Genomic DNA, 22408 nt, shown 5'->3' with positions numbered 1-22408 from the left:
GTTTACGTGACGGGGACCGTTGATGATCCAACTTTTCTTTTGGTCGACACCCAATGCCTACAAGGTGTCGATCCTCCTGGAAGAACTGGCCATGCCCTATGAGGTCGTGCCGGTCCACATCGGGAAAGGCGAACAGTTCAAGCCCGGCTTCCTGGCCGTCAGTCCAAACAATAAGGTTCCAGCGATCGTCGACGACGAAGGGCCGGGCGACGCGCCCATGTGCGTGTTCGAGTCAGGCGCGATCATGGTTTACCTGGCCGAGAAGGCGCAGAGCGATCTCTTTCCGGCCGATGCGCGGCGCAGGTCGGCGGTCCTGCAATGGCTGATGTTCCAGATGGGCGGGGTGGGGCCGATGCTGGGCCAGGCCCATCATTTTCGCAAGTACTCGCCCGAGACCATTCCCTACGCCATAGACAGGTACACGCGCGAGGCCCATCGCTTGTACGGCGTCATCGACCGGCAGCTTTCGAGGTGCGCATACCTCGCCGGAGAGGAGTATTCGCTGGCCGACATTGCGACCTATCCGTGGCTGCGGCCCTACAAATGGCAGGGGCAGGACCTGGATGAGTGGCCGAACATCAGCCGCTGGTATTCGGAAGTCAGGGCTCGTCCCGCCGTTCAGCGAGGGCTGGCCGTGCTGGCCGAAAAGGTGGATCGAAGCGGAAAGCCGCCTGAAGGCGAGCGCTGGAAAAACCTCTTTGGCCAACCATGAAAGACGACACAACTATGAGCACCGCACTCCCCATGCTTAAGGGATACAGGGTCCTGGACCTGACCCAGATCGTCGCCGGACCCACGTGCACGCGCATCATGGCGGAGCTGGGCGCCGACGTGGTCAAAGTCGAGCTGGCTCCCTTTGGTGACCGCACGCGCATCGGAGGCCTGAAATCGCGGAATCCCGAGCACAGAAGCTCGAGCCGAAGCACCTATTACTTCCAGCACAATCACTCGAAGAAAAGCATTGCGTTGGATATCAAGCATCCGCGCGGACTGGCGCTCATCAAGCGCATGATTCCGAAGTTCGATGTGCTCGTCGAGAACTTCAGCCCGGGAGTCATGGCGCGGGCGGGACTGTCCTACGAAGCGCTGCGCGCGTTGAATCCGCGTCTGGTGATGTGCTCGATTTCCCTGGCCGGGCAGGATGGGCCGCTCAGCCGGAAGCCGGGCTATGACTACATTGCGCAGGCCTACGCGGGCATAACAGACCTGATCGGCTCCCCGGACGGAGATCCTTCGCTGATAACGATGGCGATAGGGGACACCGCCACGGGAATGACCGCTGCCATGGCGGTCGGGTTCGCGCTGCTGCACCGCGAACGCACCGGAGAAGGGCAGCATGTCGAGGCAACGCTGCTGGATACCTATTTCCAGATGCACGAGGTCGCGGTGCCGAGGGTCGCCCTGCGCAACGGCTACGTGCCGCGGCGCACCGGTTCGCAGCATCCCGACGGCGGCCCGACCGGGATATTCCGATGCGGCGACGGGACGCATCTTTCCCTGGCCATCCTGCCCCATCAATGGAGCGCGTTCGTCGGCGCGCTCGAGATGCCGGAACTGTCGGAGGATCCGCGATTCGCCACGGCGTCATTGCGCAGGGATAACAACGAGGACATCAAGGCGATCCTCGAGGGATGGCTGGCCCGAATGGGAACGCGTGAGCGGGCGATGGCGGTGCTCGATGCCAAGAGGATTCCCTGTGCTCCCGTCCTGACCCTCAACCAGGCCATGGCTCACCCGCATCTTCGCGAACGGGGAACCGTGCGCAAGGTGCGGGATGAGGTGATAGGGGAGTTTGAAATCCCGGGATTCCCGGCGAAGTTCTCCGCATGGAGGCCGCAGGAAAGCCTCCGCGCCTCGGCGCTCGGAGAGGATAACGAGGATGTCCTGAAGGAACTTCTCGGCCTGACGCCGGCGGAGGTTCAAGGACTGTATGACGACGAGGTCCTGGTCCAGGATCCGTTGATCGAGCAAAGGACGCGCGCGAAAGTTCGAGTCCCTTGAACAACAAGACAAAGGAGACAAACGGTGATCAAGAAAATTATCGCCATAGGGCTGATGTCCGTGTCGGGGCTTGCCGTTGCACAGCGCTTTCCCAGCCGCCCGATCACGCTGATTGTGCCGTTCTCGGCGGGAGGGCCCACGGATGTCGTCGCGCGGCAGCTCGCCGCCGCCATGGGCAGGAACCTCGGGGAGACGGTGATCGTCGATAACCGCCCCAGCTCGGGGGGAATCGTGGGCGCGGACGCGGTGCTGCGGGCAGCGCCTGATGGCTACACGCTCCTGATCCACAACATCGGGATGTCGACGCTCAAATCGCTGTCGCCTGAGATCAAGTTCGATCCCCGGCACGACTTTTCCTATATCGGCGAGGTCGTCGACGTGCCCATGACCCTCGTCGGCAGGAAAGACCTTCCTCCGGACAGTTTTACCGGCCTGGTCGATTATCTGCGGGCCAACCAAAAGAAAATCAACCTCAGCAACGCGGGGATCGGGACGGCTTCCCATCTTTGCGGGCTATTGCTGATGAGCCGCCTGAACCTGGCGCTGACGACAATTCCGTACAAGGGCGCCGCGCCAGCGATGACGGATCTGCAGGGAGGGCAGGTGGATCTTCTTTGCGACCAGATCACGACGACGTTGCAGCCGATACTCGGCAACAGAGTCCGGGCCTACGGCAGCACCACTTCCGGCCGCCTGCGGGCGCTTCCCGCCTTGCCGACGCTGGCCGAACAGGGACTGGACCACTTCGAAGTCACGGTCTGGCATGGGGTGTATGCGCCGAAGGGCGTGCCCGGCCCCGTCGTCGAACGGCTGGACCGCGCGCTTCAAGCCGCGCTTGCCGATCCGGCGTTCGTGGAGAGCATGGGAAACCTGGGCGCGACCCCGGTCAGCGCCGAGCGGGCGACCCCCAAGGGATTGCAGACGAAGCTGAATGAGCAGATTTCGATCTGGGCGCCCTTGATTCAACAGTCGCAGGCGTTGCTGCGATAGGCCGTCATATCACGGAGAATAATGGTGAAGAAAAACCAAATCGAAATGTACTGGGACGTTGGAAGCACCAATACCTATTTCGCACTGAAACTCATCAAGCCGTTGCTGGATCGGCACGGCGTCGAACTGCGGCTTCATCCGTTCAACCTGGGTTATGTGTTCCGGAACAACAACTATGAACTGATGAAGGAGTCCAAGGCGAAGCTGCGCAACAGGAAGCGGGACTTGATGCGCTGGGCCGAGAAATACGGCTTGCCCTTCAGTATCCCCCGAGAGTTTCCCATCAAATCGAGCCGGGCCCTGCGCGGGTCGCTGGTGGCGCGGCGCCATGGAAAAGAACTCGAATTCGTGCAGAAGGTGATGGACCGCTATTGGGAGAAAGGCGATGCGACCATCGCGGAGTACGCGGGCTTGCGCCCGATAGCGGAGGAACTCGGAATCGACCCGGATGTCTTCGAGGCCCTGGCCGCATCCGATGAAATCGCGGCCGAGCTTGCGCGCGAGACGGACCGGGGCCTGGAGCGCGACGTGTTCGGCGTCCCGATGATCATCGTGGGTGACGAGCTGTTCTGGGGCAAGGACCGCATGGAATTCGTGGAAGACGAAATCAAGCGCCGGGCGGTGGAGGCAAGCACCGCCTAGCGCGTGCTTTGTTCGGCAAGGGGCGGCGCCGGCCGCCCCTTGGGGCCTAGTTCGCGCCCAACAGGTTCGCGCTCTTGACCAGGGATGACACGCGTTCCGAATCGCGCTTGAGCAGATCCGAGAAGGCCACGGGCCCGCGTTCCTGGGTGTTCGGCGCTTGCGCCGCCAGTTGCTCGAGCCGGGTCTTGAACTCGGGCGTGTCGATGGCTTGCGACAGGGCGGCGGACAGCTTGTCGACGACGGGCTGGGGCGTGCCGGCGGGCGCGACCAGGCCGTTCCAGATGGCCAGGTCGAACTCGGGGAGGCCGCCCTCCGCGAACGTGGGAATGTCCGGGCTTTGCGCCAGACGCGACGTTCCGGTTACGGCGATGGCCTTGACGCGCTTGTCCTGGTGCAGCGGCAGCATGGTCACGGTCTGGTCGATGACCCCGTCGATCATCCCGCTCATCAGGTCGGTGAGCGCCGGGCCCGTGCCGCGGTAGGGAATGAGCTCGCCGCGCGCGTTGGCGAAATGCAGGAACATGGCCTCGGCCAGGTGCGCCGTGCTGCCCGGGCCGCTCGAACCCAGATTGAGCTTGACGGCTTTTTCGTCGCGGATGCGCTTGAGCATGGCGGGCAGGTCCTGGATGCCGCTTTTGTTGCTGACCGACAGCACCATGGGCACCGTTGCGACGATGCCGATGGGCGCCAGCTCCTTCTGCGGGTCGTAATTGGCCTTGGGGTGCAGGTGCGGCAGGATCGCCAGCGACATGTTGTTGAAGGCCAGGGTGTAGCCGTCCGGCGTGCTCTTTTGCAGTTTCTGCATGCCGATCAGGCCGCCCGCGCCGCCCGAGTTTTCCACGACCACCGTCTGGCCAAGCTGCTTGCCCAGCGAAGTGGCCACCAGCCGGCCCAGCGTGTCGCTGGTGCCGCCCGGCGCGAACGGCACGATGACCGTGATGGAACGGCTGGGATAGTCCTGGGCGGCGGCCGGGGCGGCGAAGGTTGCGGCAGTCAGGGCGGCGCACAGGATGGGGGCGATTCGTAGCATTGGGGTGTCTCCTCGTAATGTGTTTTGTTGGGGTAGGGGTAGCTCGCGTTCAGCGGGCCAATGCGCGGCAGACGGCTTGCGTCATGTCGGTGCAGCTTGCGGTGCCGCCGAGATCGCGCGGCACGTGGTCGCCTTTGGCGAGCACGCGTTCGACCGCGAGTTCGATGCGCTGGGCGGACTCGGTCAGCGCGGCGTCGCCGTGCTTGTCTCCCAGCCAGCGCAGCATGAGCGCGCCGGACAGGATGGTGGCCAGCGGGCTGGCGGCGTTCTGGCCGGCGATGTCGGGGGCGGAGCCGTGCGCGCCCTGGAACAGGCCGTGCGTATCGCCCAGTTCCGCCGACGCCGACAGGCCCATGCCGCCGATGGTGGCGGCGCCCAGGTCGGAAATGATGTCGCCGAACATGTTCTCGGCCACGATCACGTCGTAGAAGTCGGGGCGCTTGAGCATGTGCACCGTGATCGCGTCGGCATAGGCGTAATCGATCTCGACGTCGGGGTAGGCCGCCGCCACGTCGTCGCAGACGCTGCGGAAGAAGGCGTAGGTGCGCAGGATGTTGGCCTTGTCGCAGACCGTGACGCGGCGCTTGCCGTCGCGCGGCGCGCCCTTGCGCTGGCGGGCGAGATCGAACGAGAAGCGGGCGACGCGCTCGATGCCCTTGCGGGTGACGACGATGGTGTCGGTGGCCACTTCGTCGCGCAGCACGATGCCGCCGCCACGGCTTGCGTAGAGGCCTTCGGTGTTTTCGCGCACGATGACGTAGTCGATCTGCCCCGGCTTGAAGTGCTTGAGGGGCGAGTCGACGCCCTGGTACAGGCGGATCGGGCGGACGTTGGCGTACAGGTCCAGCCGGAAGCGCAGGCGCAGGTGCAGGTCGTTGCCGACTTCGGTGCCGTCGGGGTAGGTCACGCCGGGCATGCCCGCCGCGCCGTGCAGGATGGCGTCGGCCGCCTTGCAGGCGGCGTAGGTGTCGTCGGGCAGCACGTGGCCCGACTTGACGTAGTGGTCGGCGCCGCCGTCGTAGCTGCTGAACGCCAGCAGGTCGGCGCCGCAGGCTTCTTTCAGCACGGTGATCGCCGATTGGCAGACTTCGGGGCCGATGCCATCGCCGTCGATGGTCGCGATTTCATATGTAGCCATGTCTGGCTGTCTCCTGAGGTGAAACTTGGGATGGGGGCCGCGCCAGGGGGCGCGGCCGCGCGCGGCACGCTACCAGTTGGTGGCGATGTACTTGGCTTCCATGAATTCCAGCAGGCCGTGGTGCGCGCCTTCGCGGCCCAATCCGCTTTGCTTGACGCCGCCGAAGGGCGCGGCCGGATCGGAGACCAGGCCCCGGTTCAGGGCGATCATGCCGCTCTCGATGCGCTCCGATACCCGCATGCCGCGCGCGAGATCGCGGGTGTACACATACGCCACCAGGCCGTACTCGGTGGCGTTGGCCAGGGCCACGGCTTCGTCTTCGGTATCGAAGGCCACGATGGGCGCCACGGGGCCGAAGATCTCCTCGCCCAGCAGGTCGGCGTCGGGCGGCACGTCCACCAGCACCGTAGGCGCGTAGAAGTAGCCGCGCCGGTCCAGCCGCGCGCCGCCGGTGCTGATCCGCGCGCCCTTGGAGACGGCGTCCTCCACCAGCGAGGCCACCTTGTCCACCGCGCCCGCGTTGACCAGGGGGCCGCACTGCGTATCCGCGCCGACGCCGTCGCCGGTCTTCAGCGCGGCCATGCGCTCGGCGAACCGGGCGCTGAACGCCTCGAGCGCGCCGCGCTGCACGTAGAAGCGGTTGGCGGCCGTGCAGGCCTCGCCGCCGTTGCGCATCTTGGCGAGCATGGCGCCTTCCACCGCGGCGTCGATATCCGCGTCGTCGAACACCAGGAACGGCGCGTTGCCGCCCAGTTCCATCGAGCAACTGATGATGGAGTCGGCGGCCTTGCGCAGCAGCACGCGGCCGACTTCGGTCGAGCCGGTGAAGGAAAGCTTGCGCACGCGCGGGTCGTCCAGCACGGCGTTGGCGAACTTGCCGGCCGAGGAGGTGGTCACCACGTTCACCACGCCGGGAGGCACGCCGGCTTCTTCGAGCAGGCGGGCGACGGCATAGGCGGTCAAGGGCGTTTCCGTGGCCGGCTTGAGGATGCAGGTGCAGCCGGCGGCCAGGGCGGGCGCGATCTTGCGGGTGGCCATGGCGGCGGGGAAGTTCCACGGCGTGATCAGCAGGGCGACGCCTATCGGCTGGTATTGCACGATGATGCGGCTGGCGCCGCTGGGCGATACGCTGATGTCGCCATTGATGCGCACGGCTTCTTCGGAAAACCAGCGGAAGAACTCGGCGGCATAGGCGACTTCGCCGCGCGCATCCGCCAGCGCCTTGCCGTTCTCCATCGAGATCAGGCGGGCCAGGCTCTCGGCGTCGCGCATCATCAGTTCAAAGCACTTGCGCAGGATCTCGCCGCGCTGGCGCGCCGGGGTCGCGGCCCAGCCGGCGGCGGCGCGCGAGGCGGCGTCCACGGCGGCGGCGGCATCTTCCAGCGTGGCGTCGGCCACGCTGGCGATGGTCTGCTCGCTGGACGGATCGAGCACGTCGATGCGGCGGCCCGAGGTCGAGGCGCGCCAGGCGCCGTCGATGTAAAGGTCAGTGGACAGCTTGCTGGCCTCGGTGGTCATGTGTCAGCTCCGGGTAGGGGAAGTAGGGGGGTTATCGGGCGTCGCGGAACGAACCCCGCCCGGCATGGGCGGCGGCCACGATGGCCGCGATGCCTGCCTGGTCCAGCGGGCGGGGATTGTTCGTGACGAGGCGGGCCGCCAGCAGGGACTGCCCGGCGATCCAGTCGAGCTGGTCCGCGCGCACGCCCAGGCCTTCCAGCGTGGCGGGGATGCCGATGCGCGCGAACAGTTCGTAGACGTGGCGGGGGGCGTTGGCGGCCAGGCGGCCGGGGTCGGTTTCCGGATCGCCCATGGCCCGCGAGATGTCCGCGTAGTCGTCCGCGCAGGCCGGCGCGTTGAAATCCATGACGTAGGGCATCAGCGTGGCCACGCCCGCGCCATGCGCGGTGTGGGTCAGGGCGCCGATGGGATACTGGATGGCGTGGGCCGCCGCCGTTCCCGCCACGCCGAAGGCCAGGCCCGCGGCCAACGCGGCGGCCATGACCTGGCCCCGGGCGTGCAGGTCCGAGCCGTCTTCGACCGCGCGAGGAAGGTGGGAAGCGAGCGCGCGGATGGCGATCAGCGCCTGCTGGTCGCTGAAGGCGTTCTTGCCGACGAACACGCGCGTCTGCGCGATGTCGGGATCCGGGCTGCGCCGCACCGCGGTCAGCGCTTCGATGGCGTGGGTCAGCGCGTCGGCCCCGGCGATGGCGGTCAGCCCCCGGGGGCAGGTCAGCGTCAGTTCCGGATCGCAGATGGCCGTGTGGGGAATCAGGTGCGGGCTGGACACGCCGACCTTCAGATCGCGCGCGCTGTCGGCCAGCACGGCCACTGGCGTGACCTCGGAACCCGTGCCCGAGGTGGTGGGAAGGGCGATCACCGGGATCGTGGGGCCCGGCACCTTGTATTCGCCGTAATAGTCGGCGGCCTCGCCGCCGTGCGCCAGCAGCAGGCTGACGAGCTTGGCCATGTCCAGGCAACTGCCGCCGCCCAGCCCCACGATCGTGTCGGGCTGGAACGCGCGGTGCGCGGCGACGCATTCGTAGACGCCTTCGACGGGCAAGTCGGGCTGGGTGCGGTCGAACACCTGGACGCGCACGCCGGCGCTTTCCAGGGCCGCGAGCAGCCCGGCCATTTCCGGCGTGCCGGCGAAGCGCTCGTCGGTGCAGATCAGCGCGCGCCGGCCCAGGGCGGCGGCGACGCGGCCCAGCGCATGGCGCTGGCCGTTGCCGAACAGCACGGCGCGCGGCGTGCGCATGATTCCAAACAAATCGGTCATTGCGGATCCTTGAGGAGGAGTCGTGTGGAGTTCAGGCGGCGCATTGCGCCAGGTCGAGAATGCGGTGCCAGACGTCATCGGCCAGTTCGATGCCGGCTTCCAGACGCTGACGGCGTTCGGCGCGGGCCCGGTCGCCCGGCACCGCGACGGACCGCCCGGGCAGCAGGGCGGGGCAGGCGCGGATCTCGTCCAGGTAAGCGGAAATGCGGGCGGCGACCGCGCCGGATCCCGCTTCGACCACGATGAAGACGTCGCCCTTGTTGCAGGCGGCGCTGGAATCCAGCGTGCCCTTGACCGCCGTGCCGAGCGCGGAGGCCGTCAGGCTGGCGACGAGCAGTTCGAACGCCAGGCCCAGCGCGTAGCCTTTGGCCTCGCCGAAGGGCGCCAGCGCGCCGGACTTGGCGGCGGCGGCGTCCGTGGTGGGGTTGCCGGCGCCGTCCAGCGCCCAGCCTGGCTCGAGCGCCCGGCCATGGTTGGCGTAATCGTGGATCTTGCCCATGGCGACCTGGCTGGTGGCCATGTCCAGCACGAAGGGTTCGTCCTCGGTGGGCACGCCGATCGCGATGGGGTTGGTGCCGATCAACGCGCGGCGGCCGCCCCAGGGATGAACCAGGGCTTCGCTGGTCGACAGGGCCAGCAGGATCTGGCCTTCGCGGGCGACCTGTTCCGCATACAGCGCCAACATGCCGATATGGTTGTTGTTGCTGACCGCCGCGATGGCGATGCCGGTCTCGCGGGCGCGTTCGCGGATCTGGTCCAGCGCCGCCAGCGCGATGACGGGGCCGAGGCCGCGCTCGCCATCCAGGTCCAGGAAGGCGGGCGAGCGCCAGACGGCTTTGCCGCGGGTCTTCGGGTCCGCCACGCCGTTATGGATGCGTTCGATGATGCGCGGCAGGCGCAATAGCCCGTGCGAGGCGCGGCCCCGCAGTTCGGCTTCGAGCAGCAGGTTGGTCTGCGTCGCGGCATGACCGGCGGGGGTGCCGGCCTGTTCCAGCGCGCGCATGCAGACCTCCCATGCCTCCCCCATTTTTATCGTTGTCGTCATAGTCTCGGTAAGTGGTTAAATCAGATCGGATCTGAAATACGATCTGATTTATGCTAACCTCGTAACAAATTGGACGTCAACCGATTATTGGCAAACCTAGGGGACAACCATGACGACTCTCTCCCTCGGCTCCACAGCCGCGTCCTCGGCCGCGCCCGGCGGGCCGCGCCTGGGCGAGCGCGTGCGCTCATTGGGCGATGAGGTCTACGAAACGCTGTTGTCGCAGCTCATTTCCTTGAAGATCGCGCCAGGGATGCGGATCGCGGTGGATGCGCTGGTCCGGGAATTGGGCGTGTCGCAAACGCCGATCCGCGCCGCGCTGATCCGGCTGGAAACGGAAGGCCTGGTCGTGAAGACGCACCACGTGGGCTACAGCGCCGCGCCCATGCCGTCGCGCCGCCGCTTCGAGCAGATGTATGAACTGCGCCTGCAACTGGAACCATTCGGAGCCAGCCTGGCCGCGCAACGCATGACGGATGCGTCGCGCCAGCAATTGGCGGCGCTGTCGGCCGCGATGAGCGCGCCGAGCGCCGACGACGCGCGCGTGGCCTACGGCAAGTTCGCCGTGCTGGACGCGCAATTCCATTCCTGGATTGCGGAGCAAAGCGGCAATGAACTGCTGGCCGAGGCGCTTGCGCGGCTGTACGCGCACACGCATTTGTTCCGGCTGCGCTTCCATTCCCGGGTGACGGAAGAGGCCGTGACCGAACATGCGCGCATCGTGCAGGCGCTGGACCGGCGCGATGCCGACGGCGCCCAGGCCGCCATGCGCGACCATATCCTGCGGTCGCGCGAACGCATGGCGCCATTCTTCGAAATGCTGGATTGAGGCATGGCACGCCGTCGCCGGCGGGCCGAAGCTGTGTCATATTTCCCTTCTTTGAAAAGCCAGGCAGGGGCGCGCGCATGATGGGCAACGGAAAAGAAGCGGTGGAGAACGTCCGGCCGCGGCCGGCGCTTGCGGCATGAAGGGATCCCGGAATTCGCTGGTTACGCTGCGGATTTTCCTGTCCGCGGCGCGCAGCCTCAATTTCAGCCGCAGCGCGGAAGAACTGCACCTGACCCAGAGCGCGGTGAGCAAGCACATCGGCGCGTTGGAAGACCGCCTGGGCACGGCGCTGTTCAAGCGCTTGCCCAACGGGCTGCGGCTGACGCATGCCGGCGCGCTTTACCTGGAACGGATCAGCGCCGCCGTGCGCCTGATCGACGAGGCCGACGCGCTGGTGGCGCATCCCATGTCGCGCGTGGCGCTGAACGTCGCGGTGTCTCCGTCGTTCGCGCAGTTCTGCCTGATTCCCGGGCTGGCCGAATTCTTTGCCCTGCACCCGGAAGTGCGGGTCAACGTAAGGCCGCGCCTGCTGTATGGCCGCGACCAGGCCGAGCGCTTCGATGCCGAGATCCAGTTGCATACCGGCCACGTGGCGGGCATGTCGGCGCGATATCTGTGCGGCCGCGAGATGACGCTCGTGGCCGCGCCTTCCCTGCTGGCGCGCCATCCGGTGCGCACCGTCGAGGACCTCGACGGGGTGCCGCTGCTGAAGCGCGCCCAGCGCGGCTATAGCTGGGACGAGTGGCGCGCCGACGTGGCGCCGCTCTGGGCCGGCGCGCCGGCCACGGCGCCCGAGTACGAAGGGTTTTCCGTGCTGCTGCCCGCCGTCCTCCACGGGCTGGGCGCCGCCATCGTGCCGGTGTGCATGGTCCTTTCGCACTTGGAATCGGGGCAGTTGGCGCGCCCCTTGGGCGAATCGGTCGAGGGCCGCTACGGCTATTACCTGATGCAGCCCCGTCCCAACGTGGGAGGGGCCTATGCCGACGCCTTCTGCGATTGGGTGGCGGAACGGGCCGCGGCGTTCAACGCGCAGGTGCGGGCGTATCTGGCGCGCTGAACGGGCAGCGGTCGCCGGTATTCCACTGTGGAATGCCCCATGCGCATATGTCCTTTGCGCGGGCCGGCCGGGAGCCGCCAGAATGGCCGGACCCTAGCGACCTACTGGTTCGATCCACACCATGAACATGTCCAAGTTCCCGCGCATCGCCCGCATCCTGCCCGCGTTGGCCGTGGCCGCGCTTTTTGCCGGCGCGCCGGCGCAGGCCGAGTATCCCGACAAACCCGTGCGCCTGATCGTGCCCTATGCCACGGGAGGCAGTTCGGACGTCATCGCGCGCGGCATCAGCGATCAACTGAGCGCGGCCCTGGGCCAGCCCGTCGTGGTGGAGAACCGCGCGGGCGCGGGATCGATGATCGGCACCGCCTACGTGGCGGGCGAAGCCGCCGACGGCTACACGCTGCTGCTGGCCGACGTGCCGTTCACCATCGTGCCCGCGCTGTATGGCGACCGCGTCAAGTATGACGCGCGGAAGGGCTTCGCGCCGATCTCGCTGCTGGGCCTGTCCCCCATGTACCTGTTCGTCAATCCCCGTTTCGAGGGCAAGACGGTGCCGGCGTTGATCGCGGCCGCCAAGGACAAGCCCGGGTCCATTTCCATCGGTTCCGGCGGCAACGGTTCGCTGACGCATCTGATGGCCGAGCTGTTCATGCTGAACACGGGCAGCAGGCTCGTGCATATTCCCTATAAGGGGGCGTCGGCTTCCGTCAATGACCTGGCGGGCGGCCAGATCCAGGTGAGCTTCACCACCATGCCCACGGCCGCCGCGCTCTATCAGGGGGGCAAGATCGCGCCGATCGCCGTGTCCTCGCCGGCGCGCGAGGCCGCCACGCCCGATGTGCCGACTTTCGAGGAACTGGGCCTGCCGAAGCTGACGGTGCAAAGCTGGTGGGGCCTGATGGCGCCGGCAGGCACGCCCAAGCCGGTGCTCGACAAGCTGGAAAGCGCCATGAAGACCGTCATGCAGTCCGCGCCCGTCAAGCAGCGGCTGGGCAGCGTCGGCGTGGCGGCGCCGCCCGACGCGGGCGCCGAGGCGCTGACCCGGTTGCTGAACGCCGACTTCGACCGTTGGCAGGACGTGGTCCAGCGCGCGGGCATCAAGTTCGAGTGACGCGCGGGCCCGACGCCCGTTGCCTTCCCCCAATGCGGTCGCCGCCGTCCCGACGGACGCCGGCGCCAGAACACGAGACATCCAAGATGGAACCCTGGCTTCATGCCGCCGCCCATGACGCGGCGCTGATGAGTGATTTCGAGACGGTCTGCTCCTTTGGCGGACGCATGTCCGGCAGCGGGCAGGATGACGCCGCCATGGAGTGGGCCATGGGCCGGGCGCGGCAGGCCGCGTCCACCGCGCAGTTGCTGACAGTGCCCTATGACGGCTGGCGCTGCGAACTGGCGAGCCTCGACTTGTTGGGGGCGGCGCCGCAGCCCCTGGCCTGCCGCCCGCTGTTGCGTTCGGCGTCCACGCCGGCCGGCGGGCTGGAACTGGAGGTGGTTGACGCGGGAGCGGGCAGCCCCGACGATTTCGCCCGGCTTGGCGCCGCCGCGCGCGGCCGCGCCGTGCTCGTGCGCCACGAATACCCGTTCACCGGCGATCATGTGCATCGCCGCCGCAAGTACGACATGGCGGTGGAGGCGGGCGCCGCGGCGTTCCTGATCGCCAACAACGTGCCCGGGCAAGGCGTGCTGTCGGGTTCCTCGGGCAGGCCGCGCGGCGGCGCCGGCATCCCCGCCATGTATATCGATCATGAAGGCGGCGCGGCGCTGGCGGCGGCCTGCGCGGCCGGCGCGGCGCGCGTGCGCATCGTGGCCAGGGGCAGCGAGATCGACGATGCGCGCGCCAGTGTCGGTATCGCGGAAATCGCGGGCGGGCGCGACGGCGTGATCGTCATCAGCGCCCATATGGACGGCCATGACCTGGGCACGAGCGCGCTGGACAACGGCACGGGCGTGGCGGCGGCGTTGGCCGCGTTCCGGGCCCTGTCGGCGCGCGTCGGACCGGATACGCCCAGCCTGCGGCTCTGTTTTTTCTGCGCCGAGGAATGGGCGTTGACCGGCTCGGCGCGCTACCTGGCGGACCTTGCTCCCGCGGAGCGGGCGCGCATCAAGCTCGACATCAACCTCGATACGGTGGCGGGCGATGCGGCCTTGACCGCGCTGATCAGCGATTTCCCGGCGCTGGCGCCGATGGTGCAGGCGGCCGCCGAAGCCAGCGGCGTGCCGGTGGCCACGTGGCTGCCGCTGATGCCGAACTCCGACCATGCCAACTTCGCGCGCCACGGCATTCCGGCGTTGCGCCTGCTGGCGGGATTCGGCAAGCCGGAGTCGCGGGTCAACAATATCCTGTCGGCGGGCGACGTGCCCGGCATCATCGAGGAAGCCGAACTGCGCCAGGCCGTGGCGGTCACTTGCGCGATGGCCGACGCGGCGCTGCGCATGAGCGACGCCCAGCTCGAGTCCCTGGCGTCGAGATAAGGGCGGCGAGGGCGGGCAGCGAGCCGGGCCGGCGGACCATGCCGGCCCCAGGCCGCCTCGGCCTCAGTATTGGCCGCCGTTCATGGCGACGTTGCTTCCCGTCATGAAGGCCGCCAGGTCACTGCAGATGAAAGCGACGAGCGCGGCGATTTCCTCGGGCCTGCCCAGGCGGCCGACGGGGATCTGGGGCAGCACTTTGTCGCGCAGGACATCGGGCGCCACGGCCGCCACCATCGGGGTATCCAGATAGCCGGGCGATACCGTGTTGACGGTTACGCCCTTGCGCGCGACTTCCAGCGCCAGGGACTTGGTAAAGCCATGGATGCCGGCCTTGGCCGCGGCGTAGTTGGTCTGGCCGAACGCGCCCTTGAAGCCGTTGACCGAGGAAATGTTGACGATCCGTCCCCAGCCCCGCTCCACCATGCCGTCCAGCAAGGGCTGAGTCATGTTGAACATGGAGTCCAGATTGGTGCGCAGCACCGCGTTCCAGTCGTCGTGGGGCATCTTGCGCAGGCTGGCGTCGCGCGTGACGCCGGCATTGTTCACGAGGATGTCGATGGCATGCCCGTCGGCGGCGAGGGCGGCGGCCAGTTGCCGGCATGAGTCGTAATCGGCCACGTCCACGGGATAGGCGAGGAATTCCCGCCCCGCGGCTTTCTGCGTGTCCAGCCACGCCTGTACCTTGGGGCTGTGCCGGTGGCAGGTAAGGATGACCTTGTGGCCGGCGTCATGGAGCGCATGGGCCACGGCCTGGCCCAGCGCGCCCATGCCTCCCGTGACAAGCGCGGTGTGCTTAGCTTCCATGCCGTTCTCCCGAAGCTTGCTGCGGCTGGGCGGAGGAGGTCATTTGTTGGGCCATGGCGGTCCAGATATTCTCGGCGGGAACGTTTATCAGCGCGTTGCAGGCGCAGGCGCTATCGTGCTGCCAGGTATTCATGGCTTCGGACAGGCCCGCGGCGAGCGTGGCCTGTTCCGACAAGGCGGCGTGCGTGACGGCTTCGGCGGCGTTCAGGCGCGCCTGCCATTGGCGCTGCGCGGCTTCGCCCAGGGCGGGCGCCAGGGTTTTCCAGCTTGGGGTCTCCGGCAGGGGCGCGAACGCGGCTTGGCAGAAGTGGGCGTGTTCGTCCCAGATCCGCTGTCCCAGCTCGGCCCAGCGGGCCTGGCTTTCCTGGGCCAGCGAGGCCAGGCGCTGGCAAAAGGCGAGGTTGGCGCCCAGCATCGAGGCCGGGGCCGCGGGAGGACTGGCGGGGGCTGCTATGGCTTTCTTCATGATCCGTCCTTGCAAAGTGTGTGAAAAGGAGGGCTCTCGTTCAGGCGGACTGGCCGAGGGTCTAGCGAAAACGCAGGCTACGTCTCCAGCACGTAAGTCCCGGGCGCGGGATCCAATACCGGCAGGCCGCGGCGGGGCGCGCCCATGGCGGGCGGCTTGGCGTTGGCCGGCCCCGACTGGCTGTCCAGCCATTGCAGCCAGGCAGGCCACCACGAGCCTTCCTGTTGCGGCACCTGCGCCAGCCAGTCATCGGCGGTGAGACTGGTCTGGTTCGCCGGCCGGCACAGGATGCGGTAGGCGCGGCGCGGATGGCCGGGCTCGCTCACGATGCCGGCGTTGTGGCCGCCGGTGGTCAGCAGGAAGGTCAGGGGCGCGGGACTGAGGTAGTGCAGCTTGTAGACCGAACGCCACGGCGCGACGTGGTCGGTCTCGGTGCTTACCGAGAAAATGGGCAGGCGCAGGTCGCCGAGCATGACGGGCCGGCCGCCCACTTCGTAGCGGTTCTGGGCAAGATCGTTGTTCAGGAAAAGCCGGCGCAGGTATTGTCCATGCATGCGCGCGGGCATGCGCGTGGCGTCGGCGTTCCAGGCCATGAGGTCGGACATGGGGCGGCGCCTGCCCAGCAGGTAGTCGTTGACCATGCGCGACCACAGCAGGTCGTACGAGCGCAGCATCTGGAAGGCGCCCGCCATCTGGCCGGCGCGCAGATAGCCGGTGCGCGCCATCTGCGCTTCCAGCATGCTGACCTGGCTTTCGTCGATGAACAGGCCGAGTTCGCCGGGTTCGCTGAAATCGGTCTGGGCGGTGAACAGCGACAGGCTGGCGAGCCGGTCGTCGCCGTCGCGCGCCATGGCGGCCGCGGCGATGGCCAGCAGCGTGCCGCCCAGGCAATAGCCGGTGGCATGCACGCGGCGGCGCGGCACGATGGCGGCCACCGTGTCCAGCGCCGCGCCGATGCCCAGGCTGAGATAGTCGTCCATGCCCAGGTCGCGGTGGGACGCGTCCGGATTCTTCCACGACACGCAGAACACCGTGTAGCCCTGGTTGACCAGGTAGCGGATGAGCGAGTTGTGCGGCGAGAGGTCCAGAATGTAGTACTTCATGATCCAGGCCGGCACCACCAGGATCGGTTCGGGATGGACGGTCTTGGTCGCGGGCTCGTATTGCAGCAATTCGATAAGGCGGTTGCGGAGCACCACCTTGCCGGGGGTGATGGCGACTTCCTTGCCCGGGCGGAAATGGTCGGCGCCCGCCGGCGGCTGGCCCGCCATTTCGCGCAGCACGTCCTCGGCGGCGTTGCGCGCGCCGCGCGCGAGGTTGGCGCCGCCTTCTTCCCACGTCTGGCGGATGACCACCGGATTGGTGAGCGGGATGTTCCCCGGGGAGAGCACGTCCAGCCACTGCCGCGCGGCGAAGGCGGCCACCTGGGCATGGTGGGGATCGACGCCGGGCACGCCGCTCGTGGCGGTCTCCCACCATTGCTGCGCGAGCAGGAATTGCTGGTGATAGACATTGAAGGGCCAGCGTTGCCAGGCGGCGTCGGCGAAGCGCCGGTCCGTGGAAGGCAAGGGGGCCGATCCGTCGCCGGCGCACTGGGCCAGCAGATACTGGCCCAGCATGCCGGCCTGGTGCAGGGCCAATTCGGTCAGGGCAAGGCGCTTGCCCGGGGCATTGGCGAGGTGCGCGGCCCAGTCCGTCCAGGCAAGCAGCCCCGCGGCGGGCGAGAAGGACGCGGTCCAGCGCGCCAGCGCCGCCTTGGCCGCCGTGTCCAGAGCCTGGGCGGTATTGTCCGGTGAGGGGGGCGCGCGCTTGCTCATCTATCTGCCACCTTTTTCGTTGCGGCGCGGGGGGAGCGCCGCTTGATAAGCAGGATTAACTCGATTGTGTCTGGATTGCGGGCGGATTTCTTTCGCCTGCCAGATGATTATCGGCCAAAACCGACTGGGACTTCCTCGACGGAGATCAAGACCGTGGCAGATAAGCCGGCGGCCGATGGCGCCACCCCCTCAGCCCATCCCCAGCGCCAAATCGTCGAACAGAAGGTCGCCGCCCATCTGGCCGCCCTTCAGCATCAGTTCCAGGCCATCGGTCAGCGGGTCGTCGCTGCGGGCGATGCTGACGGCGACGCCGGGCGCGAGCACGCAGCGGAACGCCAGGCCCCACAGGCCGAGGGCCAGGGTGGCCTGGCTGGAAGTGTCGCCGCCCGCGATGCCGACGCGGCCGAGCCGCGTGCCGGCCTGGGCGCTGCCCTGCACGATCGCGGCGGCGAGCCGCGCGGTGGCGCGGGCGGTGGCGGCGGTGTGCTCGGCGGAGGGCGCCTGCGCCGGCCGGTCGGTATGCACCAGCACGTTCCGGCCCTGGGCCAGCGTGGCGGCGGCCTGCCGGGCCTGTTCGGCGGCGTAGGCGGCATCCGCGAGCAGGCGTTCCACGCGCAGCGGCTGGCGCGTGTAGTGCCGGCAGGCGGCTATCTGCCGCGCCGTGACGGGCGACAGGCTGCCGGCCACCACCAGCACCGGCCCCCGGGCCGCCGGCAGCGGGGCCGGGGCGGCGCTCGCGGGTGCGTCGGGCAGGGCGCGGGCCAGCGCTTGCTGCACGCTGCTGGGGCCGACGGCCAGGACCGGCAGGCGGGACGCGGCGCGCCAGATCAGGCGGCCGATGACGGCCAGTTGTTCGTCGTCGACCAGGTCCAGCAAGAGGGGGCCGTCGGCGGACTCGATGGTCCGGTCGATCCAGTCCTCCACGGCGGGCGCGTCCGAGGCCTGCCGCAAGCGCGGGTAGGCGGTGTGCGGCACCGAGCGGATAGCCGGCAGCCCTTGCGCCGCGAGGTGCAGGCGGAGGTCCGCTTCGTGCATGGGCGTGACGGGATGCGCGCTCATGACCGGGTGGCGGTCGATGCGGTGGATGTCGGGGGCGGAGCCGGCGCGGGCGAACAACTGGGCGAAGCTGCAATAGCGCCCGATGCTGGGCTGTCCGCCGACGATGGGCACCAGCGGATTGGGCATGTGGCGGCGCAGTTCGCGGACGGCGGCGCCGATGCTGCCGACGTGGGGCGCGCTGTCGAAGGTGGAGCAGCATTTGTAGTGCAGCACGCGGATGCCGGCGCCGGCCAGGAAGCGGCCCACGCCGCCCAGTTCCGTCTGCATCTCGGAAGGCGCCATGGCGCGGGCCGCGCCCGCGATGCCGATGGCGTCCAGCGGGCCCGCGCGCCGCAGTTGCTCCGCCGTGGGCACGCCCAGGAACAGCAGGCTGCGCAGGCCGGCGCGGGACACCTCCGCGAGCGTGTCGGTGGCGCCGGTGAAATCGTCTCCGTACCAGGCCACGCGCGGCGCCGCGGGGCCGCGTTCGCCGCCGTTCATGCGCGGTTTCCGAAGAACTCGATGGCGCGCCGCAGTTCGGGGGCATGGCGTGCGTAGTCGTCCAGGCTTTGCCCCTCGCGCACCGCCTGCCAGGCCTGGCGGATGCTCAGCACGCCGGCGGCCGGGCCGTCCGGGTGGGCGAGGATGCCGCCGCCGGACATGAACAGCAGGTCGTCGCTGCGCACGGCCGACCAGGTGGCGGGCACGGTGCCGGCCCATTGGCCGGACGAGAAGGCGGGCATCACGGCGTCGTCGATGCCGGGCGTGAGCGGCGCCAGGCAGTCGCGCGCGGAGTCCACGACCTCTCGGTCGTCCTGCGAGAACTTGCCCTGCAGGCCGTGCACGTGCATGTGGTCCACGCCGGCCAGCCGCCACAGTGTCTGGTAGGCCTGGAACCCCACGCCCAGCATGGGGTGGCGCGACAGCGCGCCGTAGCCGTTGCGATGGCCGTGCAGCGCCAGCGGCGTGCCGCGCCGCAGGGTCTGGATGGCCGAGTAGCCGCAGTGGTTCAGGCTGGCCATGACGCAGGTGCCTTCCTCGCGTTCGACCAGATCGGCATGGCGGCGCATGGCGTCGGTTTCGTCGCTGATGTTGAACGCCACCATGACCTGGCGGCCGGTGCGCTCGCGGTGCGCGCGGACGACGGCCATGACGGCCGCCACGCGCTGCGCCAGCGGCGCGTGGGACGGGTTGGCGCAGACCTCGTCGTCCTTGATGAAGTCGACGCCCGCGGCGCAAAGCTGGGCCGCCAGGTGCGCGGTCTGCTCGGGCGACAGGCCCACGTTCGGCTTGATGATGGTGCCCACCAGGGGGCCGCTGGCCACGCCCGTCAGCTCGCGCGTGCCGGCGATGCCGGCGCGGGGCATATCGAACTGGGCTCGGTAGTTCGCCGGCAGTTCCAGGCTTTCCAGGCGCAGGCCGGTGACTTCTCCCAGGTCGTACAGGTTGCCGCCGACGGTGGCCGCCAGCGTCGGCAGGTTGGCGCCGACGTTGGCGACGGGAAAGGCGATGCGCACGCGGGCGCGCCGGTACTCCGCCGGCATGCCGCCCGGCTGGCGCGCCAGCCACGCGTTGGGCAGGCTGGGGGCGGCGGCGGGCTCCAGCATGTCGATGGATTCGACGCGCGCGCGGGCGCGGGCGCGCAGTTCGTCGGTTTCGCCCTGGACCCGCGTGAAGGTGCCGCAGGATTGCTCGCCGGCCATGACCTCGGCCACCCGGGCGGGGTCCAGCGGGGTTTCGATCAGGTACGTGGCGGTAAACGATTGGGAATTCATGGTGGCGGTATGCGGCGGTGGCGAAGGGGATGCGTCAGAGTCGGCTCAGGTCGGGGAAGGGGCGGACGGGATCCTTGCCGTCCCAGTCGCGGGCGCTGTCCCGGATCAGGTCGAACATGCGGCCCTTGGGGCCGGCCACTTCGGACAGCTCGATCACGGTGCCGGGGTGGTATTCGGTGTCGAAATAGATGAAGCGGCCCTTTTCGCCCACTTCGCCGCTCATCTTGGGCTTGAAGCCCTGCGCCAGCAGGCGCTCCAGGTCGGCGTCGTAGTTGTCGGTCCAGTAGGCCACGTGCTGCAGGCCGGTGCGGCCGGCTTGCAGGAAGTCGCGGTACATGGAGGGCACGTCGTTGCGGGTCTGGATCAGCTCGACCTGCACGAAGCCGGAGTTGGCCAGCGCGACCGAGTTGTGGGGTTCATGGCTGGCGCCGTCGTAGCGGTAGTTCACGATGGGCACGCGCGGGTTGTAGTACCAGGGGCCCACGCCGAGCGTGGTGCTCCAGTAGTCCATGGCGGCTTCGATGTCGTGGACCACATAACCGAGTTGGCGGATTTCGCCCAGGAAACGACTCATGATGGATCTTCGCAGGAGTAGGGTTGGAGAGTGCCGGGAAAGCGCGGCCCGCGTCCGGGCCGCGGGCTTTACAGGAAACCGATGGAGAACCAGGGGAAGGCCGCGACGATGACCAGGCCCACCAGCAGGGCGGCGATATAGCCCCAGATCGGGCCGATCCCTTCGTTGGGATCGACGCGGCTGATGGCGCAGGCGCCGTAGTAGCCCACGCCGAAGGGCGGCGCGAAGAGGCCGATGCCCATCGAGAAGATCACGACCATGGCGTAGTGCACCTCGTGCACGCCGGCCTGCGCCGCGATCGGGAACAGCAGCGGGCCGAACAGCACGATGGCGGGAATGCCTTCCAGCACGCTGCCCAGGATGATGAAGGCCACGATGGACACGGCCAGGAAACCGTAGGCGCCGCCGGGCATGCCGGCCATCAGGCGCGCCAGGTCGCCCGAGAATCCCGATTGGGTCAGGGCCCAGGCCATGGCCGTGGCGCAGCCCACGATCAGCATGATGGCGCCCGACAGCGAGGCGGTCTCGATCAGCATGGGCCGAAGCCGCGCCCAATCGAAACGCCGGTAGACCAGCAGGCCGACGATGGCGGAATACACGATGCCGATGGTGGACACCTCGGTGGCGGTCGCCACGCCTTCGACCACCGCGGCGCGGATCACGAAGGGCAGGGCCACGGCGGGCAGCGCGATCGCGAAGTAGCGGCCGATCTCCTTCAGGGTGAAGCGCTGCGCCAGGCTCAGGTCTTCCTTGCGGTAGCGCCACCACACCACCGAACACAGCGCCAGGCCCAGCACCACGGCCGGCAGCAGGCCGCCGGTGAACAGCGCGGCGATGGACACGCCCGTCACCGAACCGATGGTGATCAGCACGATGGACGGAGGAATGGTCTCGGTCTGCGCGCCGGTGGCCGACAGCAGGGCCACCAGGTCGCCCGGCTTGGCGCCGCGCTTCTGCATTTCCGGGAAGAGCACCGGCGCGATGGCGGCCATGTCGGCGATCTTGGAGCCCGAAATGCCGGACACCAGGTACATGGCGCCGATCAGCACGTAGGACAGTCCGCCGCGCACGTGGCCCAGCAGGCTGGCCAGGAACTGGATCATGGCGCGCGCCATGCCGGTCATTTCGATGAGCGAGCCCAGGAAGATGAACAGCGGCACGGCCAGCAGCATCAGGTGGGACATGCCTTCGTCCAGCCGGCCCACCATCACCAGCATGGGGGTGTTGGTGGTCAGGGCCAGGTAGGAGAACGTGGCCAGCGCGAACGAAAACGCGATCGGCACGCCGGCGAAGACCGTGGCCGCGACGATGCCGACGAAGAAGACCAGCAGGTTCAGCTTGCCCAGCGTGGAGAACAGCGGCTGCGCCAGCCAGAACAGCGCGACGACGGCCGCGGCGCCCGCCAGCGCCGCCAGCATCTGGGGCAGGGTCTGCGTGCGCACCAGGCGCAGCAGGGCGACGACCGCCATCAGCCCCATGCCGACGGGGATGGCGGCGGCGCGCCAGGCGTTGCTCAGTTCCAGCGCGGGCGTGATGATGAAGTGTTCTTCATGCGCATATTCGGCGGCGGGCGCGAGGATCAGCGCCAGGAAGGCCAGCGACGCGGCCATGGCGGCCGTTTCCAGTTGCGCGCGGCGCGCCGGGCCGACGTTGTTGACCAGCGCCGTCATGCGCATGTGCTCGCCGCGCCGCAGCGCGACCACGGCGCCCAGCATGGACAGCCACAGGAACAGGATGGACGCGAGTTCGTCGGACCAGACCAGCGGGCTGTGGAACGCGTAGCGCGCCACCACGCCCGCGAACAGCACGGCGATCTCGACCAGCACGATGGCCGCGGCCGCGTGCTCGACCACGCAGCCCAGCAGCCCGTCCAGCGCGCCGGCGGCCCGGCGCAAGGGATGGGCCGGCAACAGGGGCGGCGCGGCGTGGGGGGCGGACAGGGAAGACATGG

General features: G+C 68.4%; 20 protein-coding genes. 8 read left to right on the top strand and 12 right to left on the bottom strand.

Annotation, left to right across the window (positions count from 1 at the left end):
• The first annotated feature begins 22 nt into the window (after window positions 1–22).
• From WHX56_RS22775 to WHX56_RS22760, 4 genes are read left to right on the top strand one after another with little or no spacing between them, the layout of a single operon-like run.
• Entirely contained in the window at window positions 23–712 is a 690-nt protein-coding gene (locus WHX56_RS22775; protein WP_338879092.1) for a glutathione S-transferase family protein, read from the top strand.
• A 14-nt stretch (window positions 713–726) separates the two neighbouring features.
• Window positions 727–2001 carry a CoA transferase gene (locus WHX56_RS22770; protein ID WP_338879091.1) on the top strand — a complete coding sequence of 425 codons (1275 nt, stop codon included), beginning with the start codon at window positions 727–729 and terminating at the stop codon, window positions 1999–2001.
• A gap of 24 nt (window positions 2002–2025) precedes the next feature.
• The gene (locus tag WHX56_RS22765; protein ID WP_338879090.1) at window positions 2026–2991 is read left to right on the top strand and encodes a tripartite tricarboxylate transporter substrate-binding protein; all 966 of its coding nucleotides are present in this window, start codon (window positions 2026–2028) and stop codon (window positions 2989–2991) included.
• A gap of 24 nt (window positions 2992–3015) precedes the next feature.
• Window positions 3016–3633, top strand: a complete 618-nt coding sequence (locus WHX56_RS22760; protein WP_338879089.1) for a 2-hydroxychromene-2-carboxylate isomerase — start codon at window positions 3016–3018, stop codon at window positions 3631–3633.
• A gap of 46 nt (window positions 3634–3679) precedes the next feature.
• On the opposite strand, the gene WHX56_RS22755 is transcribed toward WHX56_RS22760, so the two are convergent.
• From WHX56_RS22755 to WHX56_RS22735, 5 genes are all read right to left on the bottom strand, one after another.
• Entirely contained in the window at window positions 3680–4663 is a 984-nt protein-coding gene (locus WHX56_RS22755; RefSeq protein ID WP_129242148.1) for a Bug family tripartite tricarboxylate transporter substrate binding protein, read from the bottom strand.
• 49 nt (window positions 4664–4712) lie between these two features.
• The gene (locus tag WHX56_RS22750; protein ID WP_129242149.1) at window positions 4713–5801 is read right to left on the bottom strand and encodes an isocitrate/isopropylmalate dehydrogenase family protein; all 1089 of its coding nucleotides are present in this window, start codon (window positions 5799–5801) and stop codon (window positions 4713–4715) included.
• A 69-nt stretch (window positions 5802–5870) separates the two neighbouring features.
• Window positions 5871–7319: an NAD-dependent succinate-semialdehyde dehydrogenase gene (locus tag WHX56_RS22745; RefSeq protein ID WP_338879088.1), complete on the bottom strand. Its 1449-nt coding sequence runs from the start codon at window positions 7317–7319 to the stop codon at window positions 5871–5873.
• Between the two features lie 31 nt (window positions 7320–7350).
• Window positions 7351–8577 carry an iron-containing alcohol dehydrogenase gene (locus WHX56_RS22740; RefSeq protein WP_129242151.1) on the bottom strand — a complete coding sequence of 409 codons (1227 nt, stop codon included), beginning with the start codon at window positions 8575–8577 and terminating at the stop codon, window positions 7351–7353.
• 31 nt (window positions 8578–8608) lie between these two features.
• Entirely contained in the window at window positions 8609–9604 is a 996-nt protein-coding gene (locus WHX56_RS22735) for an Ldh family oxidoreductase (RefSeq protein WP_338881820.1), read from the bottom strand.
• 127 nt (window positions 9605–9731) lie between these two features.
• Between WHX56_RS22735 and WHX56_RS22730 the strand changes: the two genes are divergently transcribed.
• From WHX56_RS22730 to WHX56_RS22715, 4 genes are all read left to right on the top strand, one after another.
• Window positions 9732–10451 carry a GntR family transcriptional regulator gene (locus WHX56_RS22730; protein ID WP_129242152.1) on the top strand — a complete coding sequence of 240 codons (720 nt, stop codon included), beginning with the start codon at window positions 9732–9734 and terminating at the stop codon, window positions 10449–10451.
• 136 nt (window positions 10452–10587) lie between these two features.
• On the top strand, window positions 10588–11508 hold the full coding sequence (locus tag WHX56_RS22725; RefSeq protein WP_129242153.1) for a LysR substrate-binding domain-containing protein: 921 nt from the start codon (window positions 10588–10590) through the stop codon (window positions 11506–11508).
• 121 nt (window positions 11509–11629) lie between these two features.
• A complete protein-coding gene (locus WHX56_RS22720) occupies window positions 11630–12619 on the top strand; it encodes a Bug family tripartite tricarboxylate transporter substrate binding protein (RefSeq protein ID WP_129242154.1) in 990 nt (329 codons plus the stop codon).
• Between the two features lie 86 nt (window positions 12620–12705).
• Entirely contained in the window at window positions 12706–13983 is a 1278-nt protein-coding gene (locus WHX56_RS22715) for a M28 family peptidase (protein WP_338879087.1), read from the top strand.
• A gap of 63 nt (window positions 13984–14046) precedes the next feature.
• Here the strand turns inward: WHX56_RS22715 and phbB are convergent, their stop codons facing one another.
• The 7 genes from phbB to WHX56_RS22680 all read right to left on the bottom strand — a co-directional run bounded on the left by phbB (window position 14047) and on the right by WHX56_RS22680 (window position 22406).
• Entirely contained in the window at window positions 14047–14787 is a 741-nt protein-coding gene (gene phbB / locus WHX56_RS22710) for an acetoacetyl-CoA reductase (RefSeq protein WP_338879086.1), read from the bottom strand.
• On the bottom strand, window positions 14777–15253 hold the full coding sequence (locus WHX56_RS22705) for a hypothetical protein (RefSeq protein WP_287756148.1): 477 nt from the start codon (window positions 15251–15253) through the stop codon (window positions 14777–14779). Before WHX56_RS22705 ends, phbB begins: the two co-directional genes overlap by 11 nt.
• A 77-nt stretch (window positions 15254–15330) precedes the next feature.
• The gene (locus WHX56_RS22700; protein ID WP_338879085.1) at window positions 15331–17070 is read right to left on the bottom strand and encodes a PHA/PHB synthase family protein; all 1740 of its coding nucleotides are present in this window, start codon (window positions 17068–17070) and stop codon (window positions 15331–15333) included.
• Between the two features lie 189 nt (window positions 17071–17259).
• On the bottom strand, window positions 17260–18609 hold the full coding sequence (locus WHX56_RS22695; protein WP_338879084.1) for a four-carbon acid sugar kinase family protein: 1350 nt from the start codon (window positions 18607–18609) through the stop codon (window positions 17260–17262).
• Window positions 18606–19883 (bottom strand): ribulose-bisphosphate carboxylase large subunit family protein, encoded by a 1278-nt coding sequence (locus WHX56_RS22690; protein ID WP_338879083.1) that lies wholly within the window; start codon window positions 19881–19883, stop codon window positions 18606–18608. Before WHX56_RS22690 ends, WHX56_RS22695 begins: the two co-directional genes overlap by 4 nt.
• 34 nt (window positions 19884–19917) lie before the next feature.
• Window positions 19918–20457: a VOC family protein gene (locus WHX56_RS22685; RefSeq protein ID WP_338879082.1), complete on the bottom strand. Its 540-nt coding sequence runs from the start codon at window positions 20455–20457 to the stop codon at window positions 19918–19920.
• Window positions 20458–20525: 68 nt separating this feature from the next.
• Window positions 20526–22406: a TRAP transporter large permease subunit gene (locus WHX56_RS22680; protein WP_129242162.1), complete on the bottom strand. Its 1881-nt coding sequence runs from the start codon at window positions 22404–22406 to the stop codon at window positions 20526–20528.
• Window positions 22407–22408: the final 2 nt, after the last annotated feature.

This window comes from Achromobacter veterisilvae (assembly GCF_037619525.1).
Lineage (GTDB): Bacteria > Pseudomonadota > Gammaproteobacteria > Burkholderiales > Burkholderiaceae_B > Achromobacter > Achromobacter veterisilvae.
The sequence above is the reverse complement of the archived record's forward strand: the minus strand, read 5'-3'. Positions and strand labels throughout refer to the sequence as shown.